Source organism: Parabacteroides leei (genome assembly GCF_023369805.1).
In the GTDB taxonomy this organism is placed as follows: Bacteria; Bacteroidota; Bacteroidia; order Bacteroidales; family Tannerellaceae; genus Parabacteroides; species Parabacteroides leei.
The window spans coordinates 39260-63254 of the sequence record NZ_JAMBQG010000017.1; the positions used below are offsets into that span (position 1 = coordinate 39260).

The window sequence follows — 23995 nt, forward strand, 5'->3', positions numbered from 1 at the left end:
ATGAAACAGTACCGGATAATAATAAGTGGCGGTGGAACAGGGGGACACATCTTCCCGGCCATCTCCATAGCCAACACCGTCAGGAAACGTTTTCCTGATGCGGAAATCTTATTTGTAGGTGCGGAAGACCGGATGGAAATGGAAAAGGTTCCGGCCGCCGGCTATCAGATAGTAGGTTTACCGGTGAGCGGTTTCGACCGTGCTCACCTATTTAATAATATAAAAGTGCTCAATCGCTTGCGTAAGAGTCTCCGGTTGGCAAAGAAGACAATTTGTGATTTCCGTCCCGATATCGCCGTGGGCGTTGGAGGTTATGCCAGCGGCCCGACTTTATGGATGGCTGCTTCACAAGGTATTCCGACTCTGATACAGGAGCAGAATTCGTATGCCGGAGTTACCAACAAGTTGTTGGCGAAAAAGGCTTCGAAGATCTGTGTCGCTTATGACGGTATGGAAAAGTTTTTCCCGGCAGACAGGATCGTGATAACCGGTAATCCGGTGCGTCAAGACCTGGAAGAGGCGACTAACAGGAAAGAGGAAGCATTGGCATTCTTTGGTCTTTCTCCCGAAAAGAAGACGATCCTGGTGGTCGGCGGTAGCTTGGGAGCCCGGACGATCAATCGCAGCATTCAGGGGGATCTGGATAAACTGTTCGCCTCCGATGTGCAGGTGATCTGGCAGACCGGACGTTATTATTATAGCGAGGCGACCAAGCACCTGAAAGCTTATCGCGGTATGCCTATCTGGTGTTCCGACTTTATTACGCGGATGGATTATGCCTATGCGGCCGCCGATCTTGTCATCTCCCGTGCGGGGGCCAGTTCGATTTCCGAACTTTGTCTGTTGAAGAAACCGGTTATCCTGGTTCCTTCCCCGAATGTGGCGGAAGACCATCAGACCAAGAATGCACTGGCTTTGGTAAACAAAGACGCTGCGATAATGGTTGCAGATAGAGAGGCAGAGCAACAGCTTGTCGCCAAGGCGCTCGAAGTTGTTCATGACGACGAACGACTGGCCGGGATGAGCCGTAATATTGAAAAGCTGGCTCATCATCACAGTGCAGATCAGATAGTAGATGAAATAGTTAAGATAGTAGAGAAAAAGCAATAATATGAATATAAATACGATAACGGCTGTCTATTTTGTCGGCGCGGGTGGTATAGGAATGAGTGCCTTGATCCGCTATTTCTTGTCGAAAGGGAAACAGGTGGGAGGATATGATAAAACTCCGTCTGACCTGACTGCGCAGCTTAACCGTGAAGGTGCCGTTATTCATTATGAAGATAATGTATCCCTGATTCCGGATGCCTTTAAAGATCCGGCTCAGACATTAGTCGTTTATACGCCGGCTGTTCCTGAGTCGCATGCCGAGTTGACGTATTTCCGTCAGAACGGATTTGAGGTGATGAAGCGTGCCCGTGTCCTGGGGGAGATCACCAACTGTTCACGAGGCCTTTGTGTTGCCGGAACGCATGGAAAGACAACTACCTCTTCGATGGTAGCCCATCTGCTGAAACAATCGCATGTGGATTGTAATGCGTTCCTGGGCGGCATCCTGAAAAATTACGATAGTAACCTGATGCTTTCGGACAAAAGTGATTTGACCGTGATCGAGGCCGACGAGTTCGATCGCTCTTTCCATTGGTTGACACCTTATATGGCTGTCATCACGGCTGCTGATCCCGATCATCTGGATATCTATGGCACAGCTGAAGCGTATCGTGAAAGTTTCGAGCATTTCACTTCGCTGATCCGTCCCGACGGTTGCCTGATCATGCGGAAAGGTATTGCTGTAACGCCTCGCCTGAAAGAAGGAGTGAAGTTATATACTTATTCGGCCTCTGAAGGAGGAGATTTCCATGCGGAAAATATCCGTATCGGAAACGGTGAGATCTTTTTCGATTTTGTGGGCCCCGATATCCGGATAGCGGATATCCAACTGGGAGTACCTGTTAAAGTAAATATCGAGAATGGTGTTGCCGCTATTGCCCTGGCATGGCTGAACGGGGTGACATCTGAAGAAATAAAGAAAGGCATGGCTTCGTTTGCAGGCCCGAAACGTCGTTTCGACTTTCATCTGAAAAAGGATAATATCGTGTTGATAGACGATTACGCTCATCATCCGGCCGAACTGAAAGCCAGTATCCAATCTGTTAAGGAACTGTATGCCGGACGTAAGGTGACAGGTATTTTTCAACCTCACCTGTATACCCGCACACGTGACTTTGCGCCTGATTTTGCTGCCAGCTTGTCGCTGTTGGATGAATTGATCCTGCTGGATATTTATCCGGCACGCGAGGAACCGATACCGGGAGTGACTTCGGAGATTATATTTGACGCTGTGACCGCTCCGGTCAAAAAGCTGATCCGTAAAGGAGAATTGCTCGGCCTGGTGGAAAAGGAAGCGGATACATTTGAAGTAGTATTGATGGTTGGCGCCGGCGATATCGACCGGTTGATCGAACCGGTTAAACAAATATTGGATAAGAAATCGTGATTCGTATAGTATCCATAATAGTAGCTACACTGTTGTCTTGTTACATCGTGTTTGTCACCTTCTTCTTCCGGGATATGAGGCAGGATAAGGTATGCCAGGACCTTCAGGTCGTGGTGAAAGACAGCCTCGATAAACATTTCGTAAGTGAAAGCGACCTGGTGGCGATCCTCAAAAAGGCGGATCTTAACCCGATCAAAAAGCCTATGGACGCGATCAATACGGATAAGATAGAGAATGAACTGAAGAAGAACGAGATGATTGCCCGTATTGAAGCGTATAAAACGCCGTCGGGAATAGTCAAGCTCGAAGTGGAGCAGAAAATACCTGTTTTACGTGTGATCAGTTCAAGGGGAAACTTCTATGTGGATAACCTCGGAAGCACGATGCCGGTCAGTCATCGGTATGTAACTGACGTCCCTTTGGTAAGTGGATACGTCGAAAAAGAGCTGGCGGTAACCGACTTATACAAATTTGCATTATTTTTGCAGGAGAATGAGTTCTGGAATAGTCAGATAGAACAGATTTATGTTCATCCTGACAACGAAGTGGAACTGATTCCCCGGGTGGGAAACCACCGGATCGTACTGGGTTCTTTCGATAACTTCGAAGAAAAGCTGGATAATCTGCGGCTCTTCTACGACGAGGTCGTTCCGAAAGTCGGATGGGAGAAATACAGTATAATTAATTTAAAATACAGAGATCAGATTGTTTGTACTAAAAGATAGATGATATGGCATACACAGACTTTATAGCAGCCATCGACCTTGGCTCTTCTCACATGGTCGGTATGGTAGGAACGAAGGGCCCGACCGGGGCACTCTCGATTATTGCCTACGAAGTTGAGAACTCCGCTACCTGTATACGAAGAGGATGTGTATATAATGTGGAAGAAACGGCGAATAAGATAAAGCGTCTTATACTGAAGCTTGAAAATAAACTGAACGGCGCGAAGGTCGCGAAAGTATATGTCGGCATCGGTGGTCAGTCGCTGCGTTCTATCGACCATACGGTTCCACGTATTCTGGGTACCGACGGCGTAGTGACCGAAGAGATTATTGATGGTCTCTACGAAGAATGCCGTAATTATCATCCGGATATGCTGGATGTGCTGGCTGCGGTTTCGCCTACCTATTTTTTAGATGACAAACCCGAACCCAATCCGGTAGGTATTCCTTGTACCCGGATCGAAGCCCGTTACAAGTTGATTGTAGGACGGCCTTCGTTGAAGCGTTATGTGCTCAACAGTATTGCCGACCGTGCTAAGATAGAAATAGCCGATATCGTTGTCTCTCCCCTGGCTTTGGCCGATGTAGTGCTGACTGACAACGAGAAGGATTTAGGATGTGCCTTGATCGGTTTCGGTGCCGGAGTAACCACGCTGACGGTTTATAAAGCCGGACAGTTGGTCAACCTCTCGGTCATTCCTTTCGGAGGTCATCTGATCACCCGCGACATTACCAGCCTGCATCTGGTGGAAACGGAAGCCGAACGGGTGAAACTGACCTACGGTAGTGCACAGATGGAGAAAGACAACGACCTGAGCATCCAGGTAAGTTCTGCCGACGGAATGGGACTCCGTGAGATCAAATTGGCCGACCTCAATAATGTGGTTGAAGCCCGTATGAAAGAAATTCTGGAAAACGTATATGCCCGTCTTGAAGCTACCGGACTGATGAACGGTTTGGGAGCAGGTATCATAATAACAGGTGGAGGTGCCGCCCTGAAAAACCTTCCGGAAGTCATCCGCGAACGGTTGAACATGGATGTACGCTACTCGGCTGTCCGTAAAGGTATCGTGGAGAGTGGGGAAATGATAGCTAACAACCCCGAATATGCTGTGGCTGTCGGCTTGTTGGCAAAAGGGACTGAGAACTGTGCCCTTTATATTCCGCCTAAAGCGGAGGTGAAGGTGGAGGAACCGGAGGTAGAGGTGAAGGAAGAAGTGAAAGCGGCTCCTGAACCCCCGAAGAAGAAACCAGAGAAGAAGAAAGGCCCTGGCCTGTTCGGACGCATAACCAAAAGTATAGACACGTTTGGCAAGGGATTGTTTGATGACGAAGACGATACAAAGTAATCAGCGAATGTAATAAAACCGGAAGACAATGGACGATACAATATTAAATTTCAATTATCCGACAGATACTCCTAAAATCATCAAAGTAATTGGTGTAGGAGGCGGTGGAGGTAACGCTGTTACCCACATGTACAAGGAAGGTATACATGATGTTACATTCGTTTTGTGTAACACCGATAACCAGGCGTTGAACCGTTCCGACGTGCCTGTAAAAGTACCGTTGGGACGTAACATCACCCAGGGACTGGGAGCCGGTAACAAACCTGAACGTGCCATGATGGCTGCCGAAGAAAGTATGGAAGATATCCGCAAGATGCTTAGCGACGGTACTAAAATGGTCTTTATCACTGCCGGAATGGGTGGTGGTACAGGTACAGGAGCAGCTCCGGTAATTGCCCGCTTTGCCAAAGATATGGGTATCCTGACTGTCGGTATCGTTACTATTCCATTCGTATTCGAAGGCGAACGCAAAATCATTCAGGCCTTGAACGGTGTTGAAGATATCAGTAAGAACGTGGATGCGCTGCTGGTTATCAATAATGAACGTCTGCGTGAGATCTATTCCGACCTGACCATGACGAATGCCTTTGGAAAAGCCGATGATACCCTTACCATTGCTGCCAAAAGCATTGCCGAGATCATCACCCTACCGGGTATAATCAACCTCGACTTTGCCGATGTCAATACCACGATGAAAGATGGTGGGGTTGCCTTGATGAGTAACGGTTTCGGTGAAGGTGAAGGACGTGTACGCCAGGCAATCGAAGATGCACTGAACTCTCCGCTGTTGAACAACAACGATGTGTTCAATGCCAAAAAGATATTATTCAACGTTTCATTCGGCGAGGAAGCCGAACTACGCATGGAGGAAATGAACGATGTTCACGATTTCATGTCACGCTTCGGACGCGATATCGAAGTGATCTGGGGTACGGCTATCGACAGCACTCTCGGTTCGAAAGTGAAGATGACGATCCTGGCAACCGGTTTCGGTATGGAAGACATTCCTCAGATTGCCGAAAAACGTCAGATCGAACAGGGACGTATGACCGAGGAGGAACTCCGTCTGGAAGAAGAACGCCTGAATAAGGAACGTGCCGAAAAAGACCTGATCGACAAATATTACGGAGCTTCCGGCCAGCGTATGCGCCGTGTTGCAGCCCGTGCTAAAGCTGTTGTATTGACACAGGATGAACTGGACGATGATGCTTTGATCGCCCTGATTGAGGATAATCCTACTTATAACCGTGATCCGAAAGTAATAGCTCGTGCCCGTTCGAAGGTCGGTGGTGAAGATGTTTCGGTATCATCGACAGCAGTCAATACTTCTGCTTCCCGCTCCGAAGGAAAGAAACCGGATACAGGAGGCAAGCAGGTGATAAGTTTCCGATAATTTTAAATAAGAAATAAAATATGGATTTGTTTGAAAAAGTCAGCGAAGACATTAAAAACGCAATGAAGGCAAAAGATAAAGTTGCCCTCGAAACATTGAGAAATGTGAAGAAATTCTTCCTCGAAGCAAAGACAGCTCCGGGAGCCAACGATACTTTGACGGATGCCGATGCCACCAAAATTATCCAGAAGCTGGTAAAACAAGGAAAAGACTCTGCTGAAATCTACACCCAGCAAGGTCGTGCAGACCTGGCAGAGGGTGAACTTGCACAGGTAAAAGTGTTGGAAACTTATCTTCCGAAGCAGATGACTGCCGAAGAACTTGAAACAGCATTGAAAGCGATTATCGCCCAGGTTGGTGCTACCGGCCCTCAGGATATGGGTAAAGTAATGGGAACGGCCTCCAAAGCGCTTGCGGGTAAAGCGGAAGGACGTGCTATTTCGGAAGCGGTGAAACGTCTGCTGAATAGCTAATATAATATAGTTTTGAAAATAACTTATCTCCTCTCAAGAGGGGATAAGTTATAACCAGTCACTATCTGATATATGAAAATGCTTGTATTGTAAGCTTTCTTTTAGACTCATTCTTTTAGAACTAGACCGAATTTTAATAACTTTAAACGATGATAACCTTTATCTGTTGTCTTGCAGTCCTTATTGCAGGCTATTTCATCTACGGTTCTTTTATAGAACGTATCTTCGGGGTTGATCCTTCCCGTAAAACTCCGGCTTTCACTCATCAGGATGGGGTAGATTATATTCCGATGTCTTCCTGGAAAGTTTTTATGATCCAGTTTCTGAACATTGCCGGTCTCGGTCCGATATTCGGTGCCATAATGGGAGCCAAGTTTGGTGTGGCTTCTTTCCTGTGGATCGTGTTGGGCACGATCTTTGCCGGGGCTGTTCACGATTATCTGGCCGGAATGCTTTCCCTGCGCCATCATGGCGAGAGTCTGCCTGAAATTATCGGACGTTATCTCGGAAACAATTTCAAGCAGTTCATGCGTGGATTTACCGTTATCCTGATGATCCTTGTCGGAGCTGTCTTTGTTGCCGGTCCAGCCGGGTTGCTGGCAAAGTTGACTCCGGAATACCTCGATGCCACTTTCTGGATATTTGTGGTATTTATCTATTATATCCTGGCCACTTTGTTGCCGGTCGATAAGATCATAGGTAAGATATATCCTTTGTTTGCTGCCGCCTTGCTTTTTATGGCAGTAGGTATTCTTGTGATGTTGTTAGTGAACCATCCGCCACTTCCGGAGCTGACAGATGGCCTGACGAATACGCATCCGGAAAATCTTCCTATCTTCCCGATTATGTTTGTGAGTATTGCTTGCGGAGCCATTTCCGGTTTCCATGCTACTCAAAGTCCGCTGATGGCCCGTTGTATCAAGAATGAAAAATACGGACGCCCTGTCTTTTTCGGAGCGATGATCACAGAAGGTATCGTGGCTTTGATCTGGGCTGCAGCTGCTACTTACTTCTATCATAATAATGGTATGGGCGAAAGTAATGCAGCCGTGATTGTAGACAGCATCACTAAAGAATGGCTGGGGACGGTCGGCGGAGTATTAGCTGTATTGGGCGTTATTGCTGCTCCGATTACTTCGGGGGATACCGCATTCCGTTCGGCTCGTTTGATCATAGCAGATTTTCTCCATAAGGAACAGAAAAGCATAATAAGCCGTCTTGTGATTTGTATCCCGCTGTTTATAGTAGCGATCGGGATATTACTTTACAGTTTAAAAGATAAGGATGGTTTCGATATGATCTGGCGTTATTTTGCCTGGACAAATCAGACGTTGGCAGTCTTTACGCTTTGGGCATTGACGGTCTTTCTTGCCCGTTCGAAGAAGCTGTATATCGTAACCCTGATCCCAGCCCTGTTTATGACAGCCGTTTGTTCCACCTATATCTTTGTCGCCCCTGAAGGATTAGGCATGGACGTTGCGGTCTCACAGATAATCGGCTGTAGCATTACAGCAGTAACACTGGTTGTATTCCTTTTCTGGAAAAGAAAAAATCCCGGAGTCGTTTGATCTCCGGGATATGTTCCTTAAAGTACCTGGATACCTTCTTCGCGGGCCTGTTCTTCTCCTGAAGGAGTGATCAGTTTGTACCCCTTACCGTGGATGTTGATGATTTCGATACCTGGATCATCTTTCAACAGTTTACGAAGTTTGGTGATATACACGTCCATACTACGGGCATTGAAGTAGTTATCGTCTACCCAGATAGTTTTCAGTGCATAGTTACGTTCCAGAATTTCATTAGCGTGTGCACACAATAGGCTCAGCAACTCGCATTCTTTTGTAGTCAGCTTTGTTACTTTGTCGCCAATGGCCAGTGTCTGTTTCTGTGTATCGAACAAGAAATTCCCCAGCTTGTAGAAAGGAATGTCTTTCATCTTTTTTCCTTTCACACGGCGCAGGATAGCTTCGATACGAAGCAACAACTCTTCCATGCTGAACGGTTTTGTCAGATAATCGTCAGCTCCGATTTTGAATCCTTCCAGGATATCTTCCTTCATTGTCTTTGCAGTAAGGAAAATGATTGGAATATCAGGATTTATTGAACGGATTTCCTGTGCCAGGGTAAAACCGTCTTTTTTCGGCATCATTACGTCTAATACGCAAAGATCATATTTGCCTTTGGTGAAACCTTTGTAACCAGCTTCTCCATCAGAGAAGAGATCAGTTACATAACCTTTTGCCTGTAAGTATTCTCTTAATAGCATACCCAGGTTTTCGTCGTCTTCACAAAAGAAGATTTTCAGTTTTTCTTCCATAACTAACTTTTTATAAGAGGTAAAGTAATAATAAATTTTGTTCCTACATTTCCGGGACCGATCTCGGCACGGATCGTACCTTTATGGTCCTCGATGATTTTACGGACGTAAGCAAGTCCCAAACCGAAACCTTTTACGTCGTGTACATTTCCAGTGGGTACCCGGAAGAAGCGGTCGAATACTTTCTTAAGATATTCTTTCTTGATCCCGATACCGTTGTCTTCAACAGCAATCAACAGTTTCCCGTTGTTGTCGTTCCAGGTTCTTACCATCAATGTAAGCGGTACTTCCGGACGGCGGTATTTCACCGCGTTGTCCATCAGATTGAACAATACATTGGTGATGTGCATTTCATCTACATAGATGGACGAGTCTGTAGCCTGTAAGTCAATGTCGAGTGATCCATCATATTTTTCTACTTTCAGGACGAAGGTGTTAGCTACGCTGATCACCAGGTCGTTTGCATCTATTTCTTTCAGCTTAAGTGCTGCTTTCTGTCGTTCGAACAGCGACATCTGAAGCACTTTTTCTACCAGAAAGCCCAGTCGTTTCGTTTCATCATTGATAACTCCTGAGATGTGTTTAAACACATCGGGGCTCTTGGTTATATCCGAATCTTTCAACATCTGTGCCGCAAGAGATATTGTTGATACCGGTGTTTTTAACTCGTGCGTCATATTGTTGATAAAGTCGTTCTTCATTTCTGACAGTCTCTTCTGGCGGAATACTATATATATGGTAAAGATAAATGTTACCAAAAGTATCAGCGAAAAGAGTACGGATGGTACAATAAATGTTACAGAACTTGAAATGTAATCACCCTTTGTCGGGAAATATACCTTCATATAATTCTGTTTTGAGGGAGGATCGTTCGGGAACAATACATACGTAATTATATCAGACGCAATAGGTTCCTTTTTTATTTCTCCACTTTGGTACACTTTTTTGCCATCTTTGTTAATAACAAAAAATATGAACGGCAGGTTCAAACCGTTGTTAATAAATTCTGATTTTAAGTAATTATTCAGTTTCTTAAAATCTACCCGCTCCTGAATAGGTTTAAGGTTTGCAGTAGTTACCATGCTATACACAACTTCCTGCATCAAAGCGTTCTGATATTGCATGCGGCGCTTCAATGTTTTCTGCAAATCCTGTGATGTACTGACAATGTTGTTACCCGATTGTTTCTTGTCGAGCGACGACAGGGGTTCGAACTTCTGGCTGAAACTGCGTAATTGTTCTATATGCAATATGTTTCCATTTGCATCCTGTATCTGCAACTTCTGTTGGGTGATTGCCTGGGCAACCTCTTGCGGATCCTGACTGTTTTGCAGATAATTATTCTCATCACGCTTAATATCTTCTTCCAGATATCTGCGTGTTTCGTCTAGCTCCAGGTTTTTTGATACTTGGTGCAGGCTTCTTTTTACTGTTTCATTGAATTGCTCGCTACTTTTTTTGAGTATGATACTCACGTACTTAACCTGAAGGAAAAGCAAACCGGCAAATGCAAATGCCATTACAACAGCGAGTAACCAAATAGTAGATTTCCTCATTCCAAATACTTTCTCTTTTTAACAGAACAAATAACGCTCATTTTAGTTTAATATTCACACAAAAAAGGTAAAAAACATAGGTTGGTTTTATTAAAAATGGTTTAGCTTGTCGGGTGCTAAATAACCTATTAGTCTTGAAAACAGAGTCTTATGCCACCATTTACCTTTCAAGAGGAATACTTAGAGTATTGTTCTTGTGTATAAAAACATAATTATTGATTATTTTGTTTCAACTTATGCAAAAAATATGAATTTGCCGGGAATAGTTTCAGCTTCATATTCAGGCATACGGAGTAGTATAATATATATGTATAACGGATGCAACTGCCGATTTATTTTATTTGAGTGCTAACGAACGGTAACATAAGAAATTGAAACTTCTTAAAAACTTTTGCCGAATGCGTTCAGATTTAATTATTAGCTATATCTTTGTCTCCTGACAAGTGACAAGAGTTATGTAGTATGGCACAAGAAGGTATTACGCAAATTGATGTAAAACAGGTATTACAGCAAAAGGCCCCCTCGGTGGCTGGCAAAATCCCCGGTTTTGTAGTCAATTATCTGATTCGTACCATTCACCAGGATGAATTGAATGATATCCTCACCCGTTATCATGATAAGGATGGGGTTGATTTTATGCAGGAGTTGATCGGTTACTTCGACCTGACCCTGGAACTGGTGAACGAAGAAAATATTCCTGCTGAAGGACGCTATATCTTTGCATCCAATCATCCGCTGGGAGGGTTGGACGGTATCTGTTTGTCGGCTGTGATCGGGAAACATTACGGCGGGAAGATCCGTTATCTGGTGAACGATCTGTTGCTCTACTTGTCGAATCTGAGGTCCATTTTTGTCCCTATCAATAAACACGGTGCGCAGGGTAAGAGGAATGCCCGGCTGATCGATGAGGCTTATGCTTCGGATAATCAGATCGTAACTTTCCCGGCAGGTCTTTGTTCCCGTAAGATAGACGGAAAGATACAAGATCCTGAATGGAAGAAATCGTTCATTCAGAAGGCGGTCGAACATAAACGGGATATCGTTCCGGTCTATTTCGAGGGAAGGAATTCCAATTTCTTCTACCGGCTGGCTAATCTGCGTAAAGCGTTGGGGATTAAGATGAATTATGAAATGCTTTATCTGCCGGACGAGATGTTCCGGTGCAAGCATAAAACATTCCGTATCCATTTCGGGAAACCTATCCCGTGGCAGACGTTCGACGGTAGTAAGAAGCCGGGCGAATGGGCCGAATGGGTAAGGACGCAGGCTTATAATCTCAAGAAAACATAGACTCAATTTATATGCAAGACATTATTAAACCGATTGACCGTGCAGTACTTAAGGCGGAACTGACAAAAGAGAAAAAGCTCCGCAGCACGAATAAATCAAACAATGAAATATATATTGTAACAGCCCATGACTCTCCCAATGTAATGCAGGAGATCGGGCGTCTGCGGGAGATTGCTTTCCGCTTTTATGGCGGAGGTACAGGTTTTCCGGTGGATATAGATGAATTCGATACGATGGAAGACGCTTACCGTCAGTTGATCGTATGGAGTCCGGAAGATGAACAAATCCTGGGTGGTTATCGTTTCTTATGTGGATCGGATGTGAAATTTGATGAGAACGGCAAGCCGATGTTAGCCACTTCTCACTTGTTTAACTTCTCTGACAAGTTTAATAAAGAATTCCTTCCTTATACGGTCGAACTGGGCCGTTCTTTCGTAACTTTAGAATATCAATCTACACGTGCCGGGGCAAAGGGTTTATTTGTACTGGATAATTTGTGGGACGGATTGGGAGCCTTGTCGGTTGTTGATCCGAGCTTGCAGTATTATTTCGGAAAGGTAACGATGTACAATACATATAATACAGAGGCTCGTAATATGATCCTTTACTTTCTCGGCATGCATTTCCCGGATGCAGACAAGCTGGTGACGCCTGTCTACCCGCTGCAAACCGATATGGATATGGAGAGGATGAAGGATTTGTTCCATTACGATAACTTCAAGGACAATTATAAGGTGTTGAACCAGGAAGTGCGTAAGTTCGGTATCAATGTGCCGCCCCTTGTAAACGCCTATATGAGTCTTTCACCTAAGATGCGCGTATTCGGAACGGCTATCAACCATGAGTTCGGGGATGTAGAGGAGACCGGCATACTTATAGCCATCAATGAAATCCTCGAAGATAAGAAGAAACGTCATATCGAAACTTACCTGAAGGAAGAGGGACAGACGGCTGATTTGATAAGGAAGATAGAATAATACTATTCTTCTTCCTGTTCCTTTTGTTTGATCCACTCTTCGGCCACTTCTACAAGCGACTCGTACCATTTCTGCCCGAATTTGCGGGTGAGAGGTTCTTTGAGGAATTTGTATAGAGGCAGATTTTCCTTTCGCCCCAGTATCTCTGCGGCTTTACAAATCTTCCAGCGATCGTAGTTGACAGCACGGAAGTCTCTGTATTGTGTGACGCGCACCGGATAAAGGTGGCAGGATACCGGCTTGTAGAAAGATATTTTTCCTTCGCGATAGGCCTTTTCGATGGCACATTTGCAGGTACCGTCATTGTCATAACAGGTGAATACACAGTCTTTACCGTTGACGATGGACGTGACGATATCGCCTTCACAATCGATGAAGGCAACACCTTGTTTCTTTATGATTTCCTGCGCTTCCGGGGCCAGGTCGTCCCAGATAACCGGGAGTACTTTCTCCAGTTCCGCTATTTCTTTTTTGTCTAATGGGGCTCCTGAGTCGCCTTCTACGCAGCAAATACCTTTGCATTGGCTGAGGTCGCAGAGAAACTTGGCTTCAATCAGGTCGAGACTAACCAGGGTGTCTTCTATTTGGATCATTTCAGTTGAGAGTTGAGAAGTGATAGTTGACAGATAAGAAATGACAGTTAACAATTATTCCCTCCTCTTTGTGGAGTAATAACTGTCAACTGTCACTTATCAACTGTCAACTAATAAAAGTTGTTATTTAATTAAAGATTTGCCTGTCATTTCTTTCGGCTGCTTCAATCCCATGATGTGAAGGATAGAAGGAGCAACGTCTGCCAGGATACCGTCTTCTACTTTGGCATCTTTGTTTTCTGTTACGTAAACGAAAGGAACAGGGTTCAGCGAGTGAGCCGTGTTCGGTGTGCCGTCTTCGTTCAGAGCGTGGTCGGCATTACCGTGGTCGGCGATGATGATCACTTCGTAGTCGTTAGCCTTAGCAGCTTCAACAGTGTCGTTCAGACAAGCGTCGATGGTTACGACTGCTTTTTCGATGGCTGAATAGATACCGGTGTGGCCTACCATGTCGCCGTTTGCATAGTTACAAACGATGTAGTCGTATTTCTTTGTATTGATGGCTTCTACCAGTTTGTCTTTCACTTCGAATGCACTCATTTCCGGTTTCAGGTCGTAAGTAGCTACTTTCGGAGACGGAACCAGGATACGGTCTTCACCATCGAACGGAGTTTCGCGTCCGCCGTTGAAGAAGAAAGTAACATGAGCATATTTCTCTGTTTCGGCAATGTGCAACTGTGTTTTGCCAACTGATGCCAGGAATTCGCCCAGTGTATTTTCTACGTTGTCTTTGTCGAACAGGATGTGAACACCCTTGAAGCTTGCATCGTACGGAGTCATGCAGAAATACTGCAGGTTAGGAATAGTCTTCATTCCTGCTTCCGGCATATCCTGCTGAGTCAGAACGACTGTCAGTTCTTTGGCACGGTCGTTGCGGTAGTTGAAGAAGATAACTACGTCGCCTTCTTCGATAGTAGCTACCGGCTTACCGTTTTCTACGTGTACGATCGGTTTGATGAATTCATCCGTTACGCCCTCTGCGTATGATTCTTCCATAGCTTTTACCATGTCTTCAGCAGGTTTGCCTGTTCCGTTCACGATCAGGTCGTACGCTTCTTTCACGCGTTCCCAACGTTTGTCACGGTCCATTGCATAGTAACGGCCGATGATGGAAGCGATCTTACCGCCTGTTGTTTTCAGATGGTTTTCCAGTTGTTCGATGAAGCCTTTACCGCTTTTCGGGTCTGTGTCGCGACCGTCCATGAAGCAATGAACGTATGCTTTGTCCACTCCGTATTCTTTCGCGATATCAGCCAGTTTGAACAGGTGTTCCAATGAGCTGTGCACACCACCGTCGGAAACCAGTCCCATGAAATGGATCTGTTTGCCGTTTTCTTTGGCGTAGCTGTAAGCACGTTTGATTTCGGGATTGTCGAGGATTGTATTCTGACGACAAGCGATATTGATCTTCACCAAGTCCTGGTAAACGATACGGCCTGCACCGATGTTCAGGTGACCTACTTCCGAGTTACCCATCTGTCCGTCGGGTAAACCTACGTTTTCGCCGGAAGCCTGCAACTGAGAGTTAGGGTATGTTTTCAACAGATAATCCCAGTACGGAGTGGGAGTGTTGTAGATTACATCATCTTTACCACGGTCGCCGATTCCCCAGCCATCGCAGATCAATAAAAGTGCTTTCTTGCTCATGATTGCCTTATTTATATAGTTTATACTTATTAAATATCTAATACCGGGCGCAAAGATAAGCATTTCTACCGTAATATTATTTCCCTTTAAAGTATTACTTTTGTGGTAAATATGGAAAAGAAGATATACTACAACGATCTGGGAACCATCCTTCTCCGTACTACCCCGCGAGCAACCCGTTATACGCTGAAAATATCAAAGGGAATGATCACCGCCACTATGCCGGAAGGCGGGGATGAAGGACGGATGCTGTCTTTTATCGAAGAGAACAGGCAGAAGCTTCTCACGGCTTTGAAAAAGCATCCGGCACGCCCGTTGCTGGACGAGACGACGCAGTTGCAGGCGACTACTTTCCGTGTAGAAATATTCCGTACAGACCGTAACAACTATTATATGACCTTGAAGGACGGGATACTTCGTATTGCTTGTCCGGCGGCAACCCGTTTCGAATCCGACAAAGTGCAGGAAATCTTGAAGGATTTGTTGGAGAAAGCACTCCGCCACGAGGCTAAACGACTACTTCCCGACCGGTTGATGGCATTGGCCGACCGGTATCGCTTCACTTGTACAGGTGTACGGATCATGAACAGTAAGACCCGGTGGGGTAGTTGCAGTACACGTAAAACGATCAATCTCTCTCTGTCCTTAATGTTGCTCCCCTGGCATCTGATCGATTATGTCTTGCTTCATGAACTCTGCCATACGGTGGAGATGAACCATAGCGACCGCTTTTGGAAACTTCTGAATGGTGTAACCGACAATAAGGCGCTCGCCTTGCGGAAGGAGTTGAAAGGTTATCACATGCTTTGATCTGTCGTGTAAGCCTACTCTATTGCTAATCTTTAGTTACCGGACAAAATGTTTTGCCACGCTGATGGCAGAGTTTTGCCATGCCCTTGGCAAAGTTGTGCCATCAGCGTGGCAAAACTTTGTCATCGTCGTGGCAAGGTTGTGTCATAATGATGGCAAAGCTCTGTTGATGCTTACTGTGCCAGCGAGAACCGGAGGGCAACACCGTAATTCGAGTTACTTGTCGGATAGGCTGCGTTAGATATTAGCGGTTCGTTGATCTGCAAATCGTAGAAGGCACGCACTGTCAAGGCGCGGCTCAATCCGTAATCGGCTGAGAACTGGATCGTCTTGGCTATGTTACCGCTGGTAGCTTGTGTAAAGCTATCCTCTATCTTACGGATCAGCGACTGCATTTTATTGTAAGAGAAGTCCAGGCGCACGGTCAGGTCATTGCTGAAGTCGCGTGTTTTCTTCATCTTCAATATCTTGTTGAACTCGGCGAACTTATACCCTAATCCGATCGTATACTTGTTTGAAAGTGCTTCTACGATCTGGTAGGAGGATATGTTCAGGTTCAGATTACGGCTCGTTGCATAATCCATACGGATCGTAATATTGTTCAGCATGGTAGCATCGACACCCAATAGCGGATTGAAGCTTTCGTTGAGGCTGACACTGGATATTTCGTATGGGGAAGACGGTATAGCCAGGTTATCCGAACCTTGTGTAAAGCCCATGTTGCCACCCAATCCTGCGTCTACCCAGGTAGAATAGGAATTGTAGGCTCCGACATTATAGGTACAAACGTACTGGTGACTTAGCATTACGGTCTTGAAGTATTTCTTCACGGCCGGAATACGAACCAATCCGTCGTATGTGATACGCCAGTTCGGCAGCAGGCTGCGCAGGGCCGGGAAAGGAGACGACGAAATCTTGTTCGGATCTTTTCCGGTATAGGCTGACAGGAATGCCGGTATCAGCACGTCGGCCGAGTTTTTGTTGACACCGCCTGGTGTATAAGGTTGTCCTGCTTGTCCGTTTTCTGTCAGGAAGCCGCCCGAAGGATAGTTTGTGCCGCTATACTGGCTTTCAAGACGGTTGGCTATGATCTCACGGTTTTCGATAAACTTGTTGAATGTTTCCGACGCATATCCGTTGTCGATATTACCGCTACCTTTAAAGAAACCTCTAAGACCGATGGTTGTCATAAGGAAGTTACCGCCGGTTTGTTCCGGCATGCCTGGATACATATATTGTATATCGGTACTGCGGGTATCTACCCGGTTGGCATTCAGGTCGATCTTCAAACCGGTGATAGGTTCGAGATTTGCCCGTATGTTTAGGTTTTTTGCACTGCTCATTACGGCAGGCGTTATGTTGGTGGGGTTGTAGACCAGCCATTCTCGTTCGTTGGCATCTTCCAGGAACTGACGATTTACGGCACCAAAGGCAAAGCCCAGACCAGGCGTCAGGCCGAACGGAGAACGTCCCTGACCGAAAATGTCACCGATCATCGGACGGAATCCGGGAACCATCATACCATCGGTTGTCTGATATTGGATGTTGATACGACGTACCATCATCAGGAAGCGTGAAGCATGTTCGGCTGCCTTATACAAGAAGTCTTCGGTCGCTTTGGGGCCGGGTTTGATGGTTAGCTTCAGATGGGCAGTATCCTGATTGAGGATCATTACCTGTGCGTAGTTGATCGGTTTGTACTTGATTGAGTACACCTTCCCATCGGCTCCGCGTGCAGTGATACGTACCTTTTTGGTGAACATGCCGTGTTGAACGACTGTTCCGCTATCCATATTCAATTGTATGTCTTTTTCCAGTTTGATCTCTTTCTGCTCTTTCTTTTTGGTAGCCGTACGGGTGGCAGAGAACTTTTGGTTTACCTTTTTCAGGAATTTGTTCTTGTTATAGAGCGATAGCATGTTCAAGCTGTTCTGTAAATCGAACTGTCGGTTGTTTTTGATAGTGTTACCGATCTCGTAATCGGATTCGACAACGGCCCCACGGTCCCAGTTGTACTGCGCGTTGTAGGTCAACGAGCTGTTTACCCAATCGAGTACGGGAATATACTGCAAAGGCAGGTTCCAGGTAACATTGAATGTCTGGTCGTACTTCAGCGGTGTACCCAGATCGGCGATACTTTGTTTTACAGAATCTTTCCATATTTGATATCCGTTCGGGTTCAACTCCTTGTTAACCTGTTGATACGGTTCTTCGATACGGGCATTCGTACCGGAAGTGAATGTCATATTCAGATTGTTGGTGAAGTCCCAACGCAAGCTGAAAGCACGGTCCCAGTAGAAGTTTGAGCTGAAGGACGCTTCCGGCTTACTGCCTGTGTCTTCCAGGTCGCGCAACTGCAATTCGTAATAGTTACGCATCATGGCTGTCTGGAAACTGATGTTCGACGGAACATAGTTCAGGCTGAACTGTTTAGCATAACGGGTATATCCGTTATTCTTCTTTATCTTCTGGAACGGACGGAACGGTTTTACGTACGGTGTGTAACTATACGATAAGTTTCCACGGTAATCCTTCGTCGTTTCATATTCGGTTTCCGGATTCTGCGTTTTAGTCTGGCTGAAAGAGTAGCCGACCGAGAAGTTGGCCGGGTCGTAAGGCATCGGGTTCTTACTGCGGATATCCGCTTTCACGTTGTTGAACGAGATACTTTTGATCACGGTTTTGTCTACCGAGAAGTTCTTGATAGAGTCTTTTTCGGCTTTTGTTTCTACAGCATCGAGGGCATCGTTTAATTTGATATCCTGATCGAGCGGGTTATACTGAGGCTTGGTCATTTCTTTCGAGTAGGCATAGTACATCGGGATGCTGACTTTTGCTTTTTCCGGGAAGAATTTACCCCATTCGATATTGGTTGCTATGTTATATTGTGAGAAGTCGTCGATACGACGTTCGGATAATGACTGGTCGAGTGCCCCGAAGCCGGCCGTTTCGATGCGTCCACCCACGTTGACTGTCCCCAGGTCGGATACGGCCACATTGAGGTTGGCATTGGCAGCCCATCCGCCTGACTCGTTGAAGTCGCTCAGGCGTAATTCGTTCACCCAAACTTCGGCACTCTTCACTGTATTCGATTTGTTACGAACACCGATCATGATGGTCTTCACTTCCGCTAGACTCGGGTTACCGACGATACTGATCGTATTGAGCATGTTGTTCGGATCAGGCATCGAATAAACGGTCTGGTAATTGACTCCGCTATCTCCTCTCCGCTTGGCAGCATTACGCTCCAACTTGAGGTTGGTCAGTGCTTCAAAGACGATGTTCATCGTGTTTGTCGTAGGATTCCAAACTTGATCTGCGGTAAAACGTATTCCATCTCCGGAACCATTACCGGTATAAGGAGTTAGCGTCAAGGGGACTTCGTATTCGTAGTAGTTGTTCTTATAATCGGATCCCAGACGAATGAAGACGGTCAGGTCGCCATTTGCTGGAGCATAAGGATCGAGGTCGCTTATCTTTTCTCCGTGGATGAACATCTGCATCTGTTTGTATTGGCGCAGATCGTAAGAGGTGTTTTTATATACCGCACGTGCATCAAACGGTGATAGTTCAGTTACTTTCATCGACAAAGCCTGTTCGTTCTGACGTGCTAGCTGAGGCTGTCCGGTCATAAGTTCACGGCTCACTCCTGGAGGTGTTACGTAGTTGACGGGTTCACGCGAACTGTTCTCTTCGATGTTCACCGAAGATACTTCCAGTGTGGCATTAGACTTAACCGGCACTTTGGGATCGGACAAATCTTGTTCGTAAGAACGCCAGTCGCCGCGAACCAGTTCGAACGTAGCGAAACGAAGGATGGTCGGCTGTTTGAAATTCGTCATGTATAGACGCATGAAACGAATGGTCTTGAAGTCGTTGATACTTCCGACACGACGATTGTATTTCTTGATAGGTATTTTGAACTGATACCAGGTAACCCTTTCCTCCTTACTATTATTGGCATTGGTACCATCCGGCAAGACTGGATAAGTTTCTTTTGTGCCTACAATATAGTTCGAACCTACTGTCAGTTCATTACGACGAATGGGAATTTTGTATTCGAAGTATTTTTCATTTTCGTTCATGGTATTATCCTGGTTCAGATCTTCTACATCCGGATTCTTTGAAGCGGAGGTGTCATATCTTTCTCCACTAGTGCCGGTTTCGGCGGAGTTTCCTTCAGTTCCGTTGTAGCGTTTGTAACGGTCGAGAATGCCTACCTGGTTGGCGTCGAGGTCTGAACCACGGTAATAATGGTATTTATCGGTACCAGGGTTTCTGAGGGGAGAGAATTCGTCACTCTCCATCTCTGAGATGATATCAGGGTTCAGTTTCGTCTTCAGTTTCTCTATGAATTCCGCATAAGTAGGAAACTCCCGCTCTTCATCTGCGGACAGGCCATTCAGCCCGACATCCTGCTTGGAACGTGCTCCGGCAGTATTGTCGAAAGCGTATACAGTACTTTGCTGTTTAGGAACAAGTCCCCATACCGTGGAATCTACTTTGCTTCTGTCTCCATCAACGGGTAAGCCATTTTCAAAGAACTTCCTTTCGTCTTTCAGTACGTCTTCGGATATTTCGCCAAGGTTGAAGTATAAGTCTCCACCGTTATTGGTGCCATTCTCATCTTCAAGGAACGGGTCGAGCATCCAAAATTCGATGTATTCGATATTGGCTGTTTCAAAGTCACTCTGATCGATTTTGCGCATTATTCCACCCCAGCGCTTTTCCGGATTTTGTAATGTACCGTCGGAATTCACCAAATCGGCATCCAGGTTATACGGGCCACGTTCATTCGGGTAGAAGGCAAGGTTCAATGCATTGATCGTACTGGTTTCATTATATCCCTGATCTTTGTCTGGAAACAATTCGGAAACCTGAATTTCACGGACATAATGATTGGATAACTGTTCTTTATCATTCTTGATATAGGATGGTGCCTGGCTGGAGTTTCTACGGGTGAACAAACCGTCCACATAATACCAGGCCAGCAAGGCACGGTTTTTACCATATTCTATATCGTTTACCAGTGAAGCTTCGGGGAACAAAGCGCTTGCCTTGTTATCGTCATACGGTGTACTGGCCAGTTTCCAGGGATAAGGGCTCAACAGGTCGAAACCGCTTTGTGTCGACTCGAAATCATCTATATAAGAATAGCCTCCGTTTTCTTTGCTTTCGTAATGTCCGGCAATCAAGTGGGCAAACTCGGCGTTGAATGAGATCTGGCTGGGTTTGGTCAGCGTAAGTAGCGGTAGCTTGTCAAACATATTGGTCAGCCACTGGCTTTCCCCTTTATAGGCTGTATTTAATCCCCATAGTGTATTCTTGATAGATTCTTCACCGATGACCGTTTTTGTAGTCAGAGGCATTTCCGACATGTGCATGATGGTAGCTCCCAACGAGAAATTAGGTGTGAACTGGTAATTCAGGTCCAGCCCCATCATCGTTTTACGTTGCATGCTGTAAGCTGTCTGGTTTTCCAGTGATACGCTGACAGGTGTTCCTGCAGAGATGATACTTTCATTCAGGATTGTAACTGTTCCTGATGTATAATCGACTGTATAGTCTACATTTTCGGTCAGTGTGGCTCCGGCGGCAGTTACGCGTACTGATCCGCGCGCTACGTTGCTGGCTCCCAGCTGTATTTCGGCGGCGGAAGAGGCTTTGTATTCTCCCGTCATCTTGAATTTGTTCTTTTCGGCTATCTGCCGGGCAACTGTTTGCGTAGAGTCGTACAATTCCTGGAATACATATTTGTCGGCGACAGCCGCAGATATATTCTGCTCTATCATCTTTTTCTTCAGGCTGGAACCGAACGGTTCGACGCTCGGGAAGATCACTCTACCCATATCTGCCTGGATCGTGTAGCCTTCTACGAAGTCGAAGAAACCATCGGCATGGGGTTCGTTCTGCGAATTCAAACGGTCGGCACCCATGATCCGGATCCAGATCTGTTTTTTGTCTGTCGATTCCGGCAAATAGTTCAGGTAAGTACCTGTCGTATCGCTCTGATACATCACATCCAGACGGAACTTTTCTTTCTGTACGGAATAAGCTCCCAGTGAATAGATGTTTTTCATCATCAGATCCCAATACTTCATGGCAGGTGACATCTCTGTACCTTTTAACAGCTTGGTGTAGATACATCCACTCGGATTTTCAGGATTATTGTCTGAGAACTCACCGACTTTTACTGTCTTAGGCGTGCCGTTATTGTCATATTGATATTCGTAGGCTACAGCTAATACTTCACCGGGCTGCATGCTTGTTTTTAGTGAAATATATCCCAACTGGCTATCGTATGTATATTCGGAAGCATCCAGTAAGCGTGCATTATCGACCTTTTCGTACTCCGATCCACCAACGAAAGCGGAAAGAGTCTGATTGACGGCCGTGTAGTCGCGTGCTCCGGCATAGGTGGTGATCATTTCGTTATATAAACTGTTCGCATCGTTAGCCGGGAACTCAGGGTTTCCGTTTATCGGGAAAGCAATGGGATTCACCATGTAATTTCTGTCGTTCTCACCTATGTCTGTAAAAGCAACAATGTTACGTGCCTGGTCGTAGTTACCTCTTTTGTTGGTAACCCATACTTGGATTCGTTTGATCGTTATCTTTGAATTGATGGTAGGCAATGCCTTGACAGCTTCATCGTATCTGTTGCGGAAATAGTGTGATAGAAAGAAGTGCCTGTTTTCATCATACTTGTCGATGGTCAGTTCGAACGGTTTGGTTTGTACGCCACCTTTCGAGTTTACCGTTTTTGATTCCGATTCCTGCTGTGCAAATAATGCGTTTACCCTCAGCTTTCCGAACTGAAGGTCTGCTTTCATGCCGAACAGGGCGGCCCCCCCGTTTATCAGGGAGTTGTTGGTCGTCATCGATACGTTACCGGCTTCCAGCGACTTGATGATCTCGTCTTCTTCTCCGGTGTAAGCCAGTTTGAGCTTTTTAGAGTCGAAGTCGAATGAAGTCTCCGTATTGTAGTTCATATCGAAGTTTACCTTCGAACCGACGCTGGCTTGTACATTGAGCTGCACACTCTCGTCGAAGTTGAAGAATGTACGGCTACGGGCACGCTCGGGAAGTGAAGGGTCCTTGGTGCTGTTACTTTTCAGACCCATTGTAATTTCGGCAGACCCTTGTGTTCTTACGCGTACACCACCCGGGCCGAATACTCTTTCCGCTGCACCGATACCGAACTGCATATCGGCCAGATTGAATTTTTTATCTGCTTCTTTCTGAAACTCTTCCTCATTTTTCTGACGGTAGTAAGAGCGGAGCGACTGTTGCATACTATAATCCTGGTATTCTTCGGGAGTCAGGCTGATAGGAGTGGTCAGGTCCTTGTCTCCCAATCGCGTACGAACCACATAAGTTCCGGTCTTAATGTCATATTCGACGGCTGTCTTTACGTTTTCAGGATCCCGTAAGTCCATCGGGGATTTCTTTGTCAGGTCTTCATAATCCTGCGGTACGGTTTTGGATACCGGATAACGGGTTGCCGGAACGGTGTCTTTTCCGTCGGGCATGTCCTGTCCTTCCAGTAGCTGGATATCCGGTAGTGTAGCCGTATATGTCAGGTAATCGGCATTCAGCGAGATCATGCCGGCCCCGAATAGTAGTACTGTTACCCAGATAAGATATTTTAGAGTTTTCTTTTTCATTTTAAACTGTCAACTGCCACTTCTCAACTGTCAACTATCAAAGCATTCTGAGCGCGCTTTTAATCACTTGTTCCACTGCCAACATAGGCGAACTTTTCAGTATCGAGCTTACAGCCTTTTGTGAAGCTGCCTTTTGGAATCCCAACATAACCAGGGCGGCAACCGCTTCTTCTGCGACTGCACCATGACCAGGCACCGGAGCAGCTGTTTCACCAACGACCATATCTCCGACTTTTACCTTGTTTTTCAGGTCGACCAGGATGCGTTGGGCTGTTTTTTGTCCGATACCTTTCACCGAGGTGAGTGCCGTTTCATTTTTGGTGGCGATCACCTGTATCAGTTCGGAAGGGGGAAGTGATGATAAGATCATGCGGGCTGTATTTGGACCGACTCCGGATACGGAAGTCAACAGCAAGAACAACTCACGTTCTGCTTTCAGGGCAAATCCGAATAATAGGTGGGCATCTTCACGTATAACCTCATATACGTAAATTTTCCCGGAAGGTTTCCCGTTGAATGCGCTGTATGTAGTCAGAGATATGTTAAGTTGATAGCCAATCCCGGCACACTCAATTATCATTTGTGTAGGAGTCAGCTCTACGATATCCCCCTTAATATATTCTATCATTTTGTGTTACATCTTAGTAATTCGTACCTATTATAACGCAAAATTAAGCAAAAGCGTATATCAGACCTAAAGA

The 23995-nt window shown here is 45.8% G+C and carries 16 protein-coding genes; 10 read left to right on the top strand and 6 right to left on the bottom strand.

Going from position 1 to position 23995, the window contains the following annotated elements:
* The 7 genes from murG to M1P97_RS20180 all read left to right on the top strand — a co-directional run bounded on the left by murG (position 1) and on the right by M1P97_RS20180 (position 8005).
* Positions 1-1110, top strand: coding sequence for an undecaprenyldiphospho-muramoylpentapeptide beta-N-acetylglucosaminyltransferase (gene murG / locus M1P97_RS20150; RefSeq protein ID WP_249390029.1), 1110 nt, complete (start codon positions 1-3; stop codon positions 1108-1110).
* 1 nt (position 1111) lies between these two features.
* Complete coding sequence (gene murC / locus M1P97_RS20155) at positions 1112-2497, top strand: UDP-N-acetylmuramate--L-alanine ligase (RefSeq protein ID WP_195373155.1); 1386 nt, start codon at positions 1112-1114, stop codon at positions 2495-2497.
* The gene (locus M1P97_RS20160) at positions 2494-3222 is read left to right on the top strand and encodes a cell division protein FtsQ/DivIB (RefSeq protein ID WP_195373156.1); all 729 of its coding nucleotides are present in this window, start codon (positions 2494-2496) and stop codon (positions 3220-3222) included. The genes murC and M1P97_RS20160 overlap by 4 nt, the downstream gene beginning before the upstream one ends.
* 5 nt (positions 3223-3227) lie before the next feature.
* A complete protein-coding gene (ftsA, locus tag M1P97_RS20165; protein WP_195373157.1) occupies positions 3228-4571 on the top strand; it encodes a cell division protein FtsA in 1344 nt (447 codons plus the stop codon).
* Between the two features lie 28 nt (positions 4572-4599).
* Positions 4600-5964 carry a cell division protein FtsZ gene (gene ftsZ / locus M1P97_RS20170; protein WP_195373158.1) on the top strand — a complete coding sequence of 455 codons (1365 nt, stop codon included), beginning with the start codon at positions 4600-4602 and terminating at the stop codon, positions 5962-5964.
* Positions 5965-5984: 20 nt separating this feature from the next.
* Positions 5985-6437 (top strand): GatB/YqeY domain-containing protein, encoded by a 453-nt coding sequence (locus tag M1P97_RS20175; protein WP_195373159.1) that lies wholly within the window; start codon positions 5985-5987, stop codon positions 6435-6437.
* 149 nt (positions 6438-6586) lie between these two features.
* A complete protein-coding gene (locus tag M1P97_RS20180) occupies positions 6587-8005 on the top strand; it encodes a carbon starvation CstA family protein (RefSeq protein WP_249390030.1) in 1419 nt (472 codons plus the stop codon).
* A gap of 17 nt (positions 8006-8022) precedes the next feature.
* Here the strand turns inward: M1P97_RS20180 and rprY are convergent, their stop codons facing one another.
* Both rprY and M1P97_RS20190 read right to left on the bottom strand, forming a co-directional pair.
* Positions 8023-8754 (bottom strand): response regulator transcription factor RprY, encoded by a 732-nt coding sequence (gene rprY, locus M1P97_RS20185; protein ID WP_005861388.1) that lies wholly within the window; start codon positions 8752-8754, stop codon positions 8023-8025.
* A 2-nt stretch (positions 8755-8756) separates the two neighbouring features.
* Positions 8757-10310: a sensor histidine kinase gene (locus M1P97_RS20190; protein ID WP_195373161.1), complete on the bottom strand. Its 1554-nt coding sequence runs from the start codon at positions 10308-10310 to the stop codon at positions 8757-8759.
* Between the two features lie 462 nt (positions 10311-10772).
* Between M1P97_RS20190 and M1P97_RS20195 the strand changes: the two genes are divergently transcribed.
* A complete protein-coding gene (locus M1P97_RS20195) occupies positions 10773-11600 on the top strand; it encodes a 1-acyl-sn-glycerol-3-phosphate acyltransferase (protein WP_195373162.1) in 828 nt (275 codons plus the stop codon).
* Between the two features lie 11 nt (positions 11601-11611).
* A complete protein-coding gene (locus M1P97_RS20200; protein WP_195373163.1) occupies positions 11612-12577 on the top strand; it encodes a GNAT family N-acetyltransferase in 966 nt (321 codons plus the stop codon).
* Positions 12578-12579: 2 nt separating this feature from the next.
* Here M1P97_RS20200 and M1P97_RS20205 read toward each other — a convergent pair whose 3' ends face one another.
* Both M1P97_RS20205 and gpmI read right to left on the bottom strand, forming a co-directional pair.
* Positions 12580-13170 (bottom strand): DUF3109 family protein, encoded by a 591-nt coding sequence (locus M1P97_RS20205; RefSeq protein WP_195373164.1) that lies wholly within the window; start codon positions 13168-13170, stop codon positions 12580-12582.
* A 123-nt stretch (positions 13171-13293) separates the two neighbouring features.
* Positions 13294-14817 (bottom strand): 2,3-bisphosphoglycerate-independent phosphoglycerate mutase, encoded by a 1524-nt coding sequence (gene gpmI / locus M1P97_RS20210; RefSeq protein WP_195373165.1) that lies wholly within the window; start codon positions 14815-14817, stop codon positions 13294-13296.
* 111 nt (positions 14818-14928) lie between these two features.
* Here gpmI and M1P97_RS20215 point away from each other — a divergent pair, with 111 nt between their 5' ends.
* The gene (locus M1P97_RS20215) at positions 14929-15627 is read left to right on the top strand and encodes a M48 family metallopeptidase (protein ID WP_249390031.1); all 699 of its coding nucleotides are present in this window, start codon (positions 14929-14931) and stop codon (positions 15625-15627) included.
* A gap of 173 nt (positions 15628-15800) precedes the next feature.
* Here M1P97_RS20215 and sov read toward each other — a convergent pair whose 3' ends face one another.
* Together sov and ruvA are read right to left on the bottom strand one after the other, a co-directional pair.
* Complete coding sequence (gene sov, locus M1P97_RS20220) at positions 15801-23294, bottom strand: T9SS outer membrane translocon Sov/SprA (protein WP_249390032.1); 7494 nt, start codon at positions 23292-23294, stop codon at positions 15801-15803.
* Between the two features lie 37 nt (positions 23295-23331).
* The gene (gene ruvA, locus M1P97_RS20225; RefSeq protein ID WP_249390033.1) at positions 23332-23922 is read right to left on the bottom strand and encodes a Holliday junction branch migration protein RuvA; all 591 of its coding nucleotides are present in this window, start codon (positions 23920-23922) and stop codon (positions 23332-23334) included.
* Positions 23923-23995: the final 73 nt, after the last annotated feature.

What these genes read in the sequence shown, in the direction of transcription:
- murG (WP_249390029.1), top strand. Translation starts at nt 1, where the DNA reads ATGAAACAGTACCGGATAATAATAAGTGGCGGTGGAACAGGGGGACAC.
- murC (WP_195373155.1), top strand. Translation starts at nt 1,112, where the DNA reads ATGAATATAAATACGATAACGGCTGTCTATTTTGTCGGCGCGGGTGGT.
- ftsA (WP_195373157.1), top strand. Translation starts at nt 3,228, where the DNA reads ATGGCATACACAGACTTTATAGCAGCCATCGACCTTGGCTCTTCTCAC.
- ftsZ (WP_195373158.1), top strand. Translation starts at nt 4,600, where the DNA reads ATGGACGATACAATATTAAATTTCAATTATCCGACAGATACTCCTAAA.
- M1P97_RS20175 (WP_195373159.1), top strand. Translation starts at nt 5,985, where the DNA reads ATGGATTTGTTTGAAAAAGTCAGCGAAGACATTAAAAACGCAATGAAG.
- M1P97_RS20180 (WP_249390030.1), top strand. Translation starts at nt 6,587, where the DNA reads ATGATAACCTTTATCTGTTGTCTTGCAGTCCTTATTGCAGGCTATTTC.
- rprY (WP_005861388.1), bottom strand. Translation starts at nt 8,754, where the DNA reads ATGGAAGAAAAACTGAAAATCTTCTTTTGTGAAGACGACGAAAACCTG.
- M1P97_RS20190 (WP_195373161.1), bottom strand. Translation starts at nt 10,310, where the DNA reads ATGAGGAAATCTACTATTTGGTTACTCGCTGTTGTAATGGCATTTGCA.
- M1P97_RS20195 (WP_195373162.1), top strand. Translation starts at nt 10,773, where the DNA reads ATGGCACAAGAAGGTATTACGCAAATTGATGTAAAACAGGTATTACAG.
- M1P97_RS20200 (WP_195373163.1), top strand. Translation starts at nt 11,612, where the DNA reads ATGCAAGACATTATTAAACCGATTGACCGTGCAGTACTTAAGGCGGAA.
- M1P97_RS20205 (WP_195373164.1), bottom strand. Translation starts at nt 13,170, where the DNA reads ATGATCCAAATAGAAGACACCCTGGTTAGTCTCGACCTGATTGAAGCC.
- gpmI (WP_195373165.1), bottom strand. Translation starts at nt 14,817, where the DNA reads ATGAGCAAGAAAGCACTTTTATTGATCTGCGATGGCTGGGGAATCGGC.
- M1P97_RS20215 (WP_249390031.1), top strand. Translation starts at nt 14,929, where the DNA reads ATGGAAAAGAAGATATACTACAACGATCTGGGAACCATCCTTCTCCGT.
- sov (WP_249390032.1), bottom strand. Translation starts at nt 23,294, where the DNA reads ATGAAAAAGAAAACTCTAAAATATCTTATCTGGGTAACAGTACTACTA.
- ruvA (WP_249390033.1), bottom strand. Translation starts at nt 23,922, where the DNA reads ATGATAGAATATATTAAGGGGGATATCGTAGAGCTGACTCCTACACAA.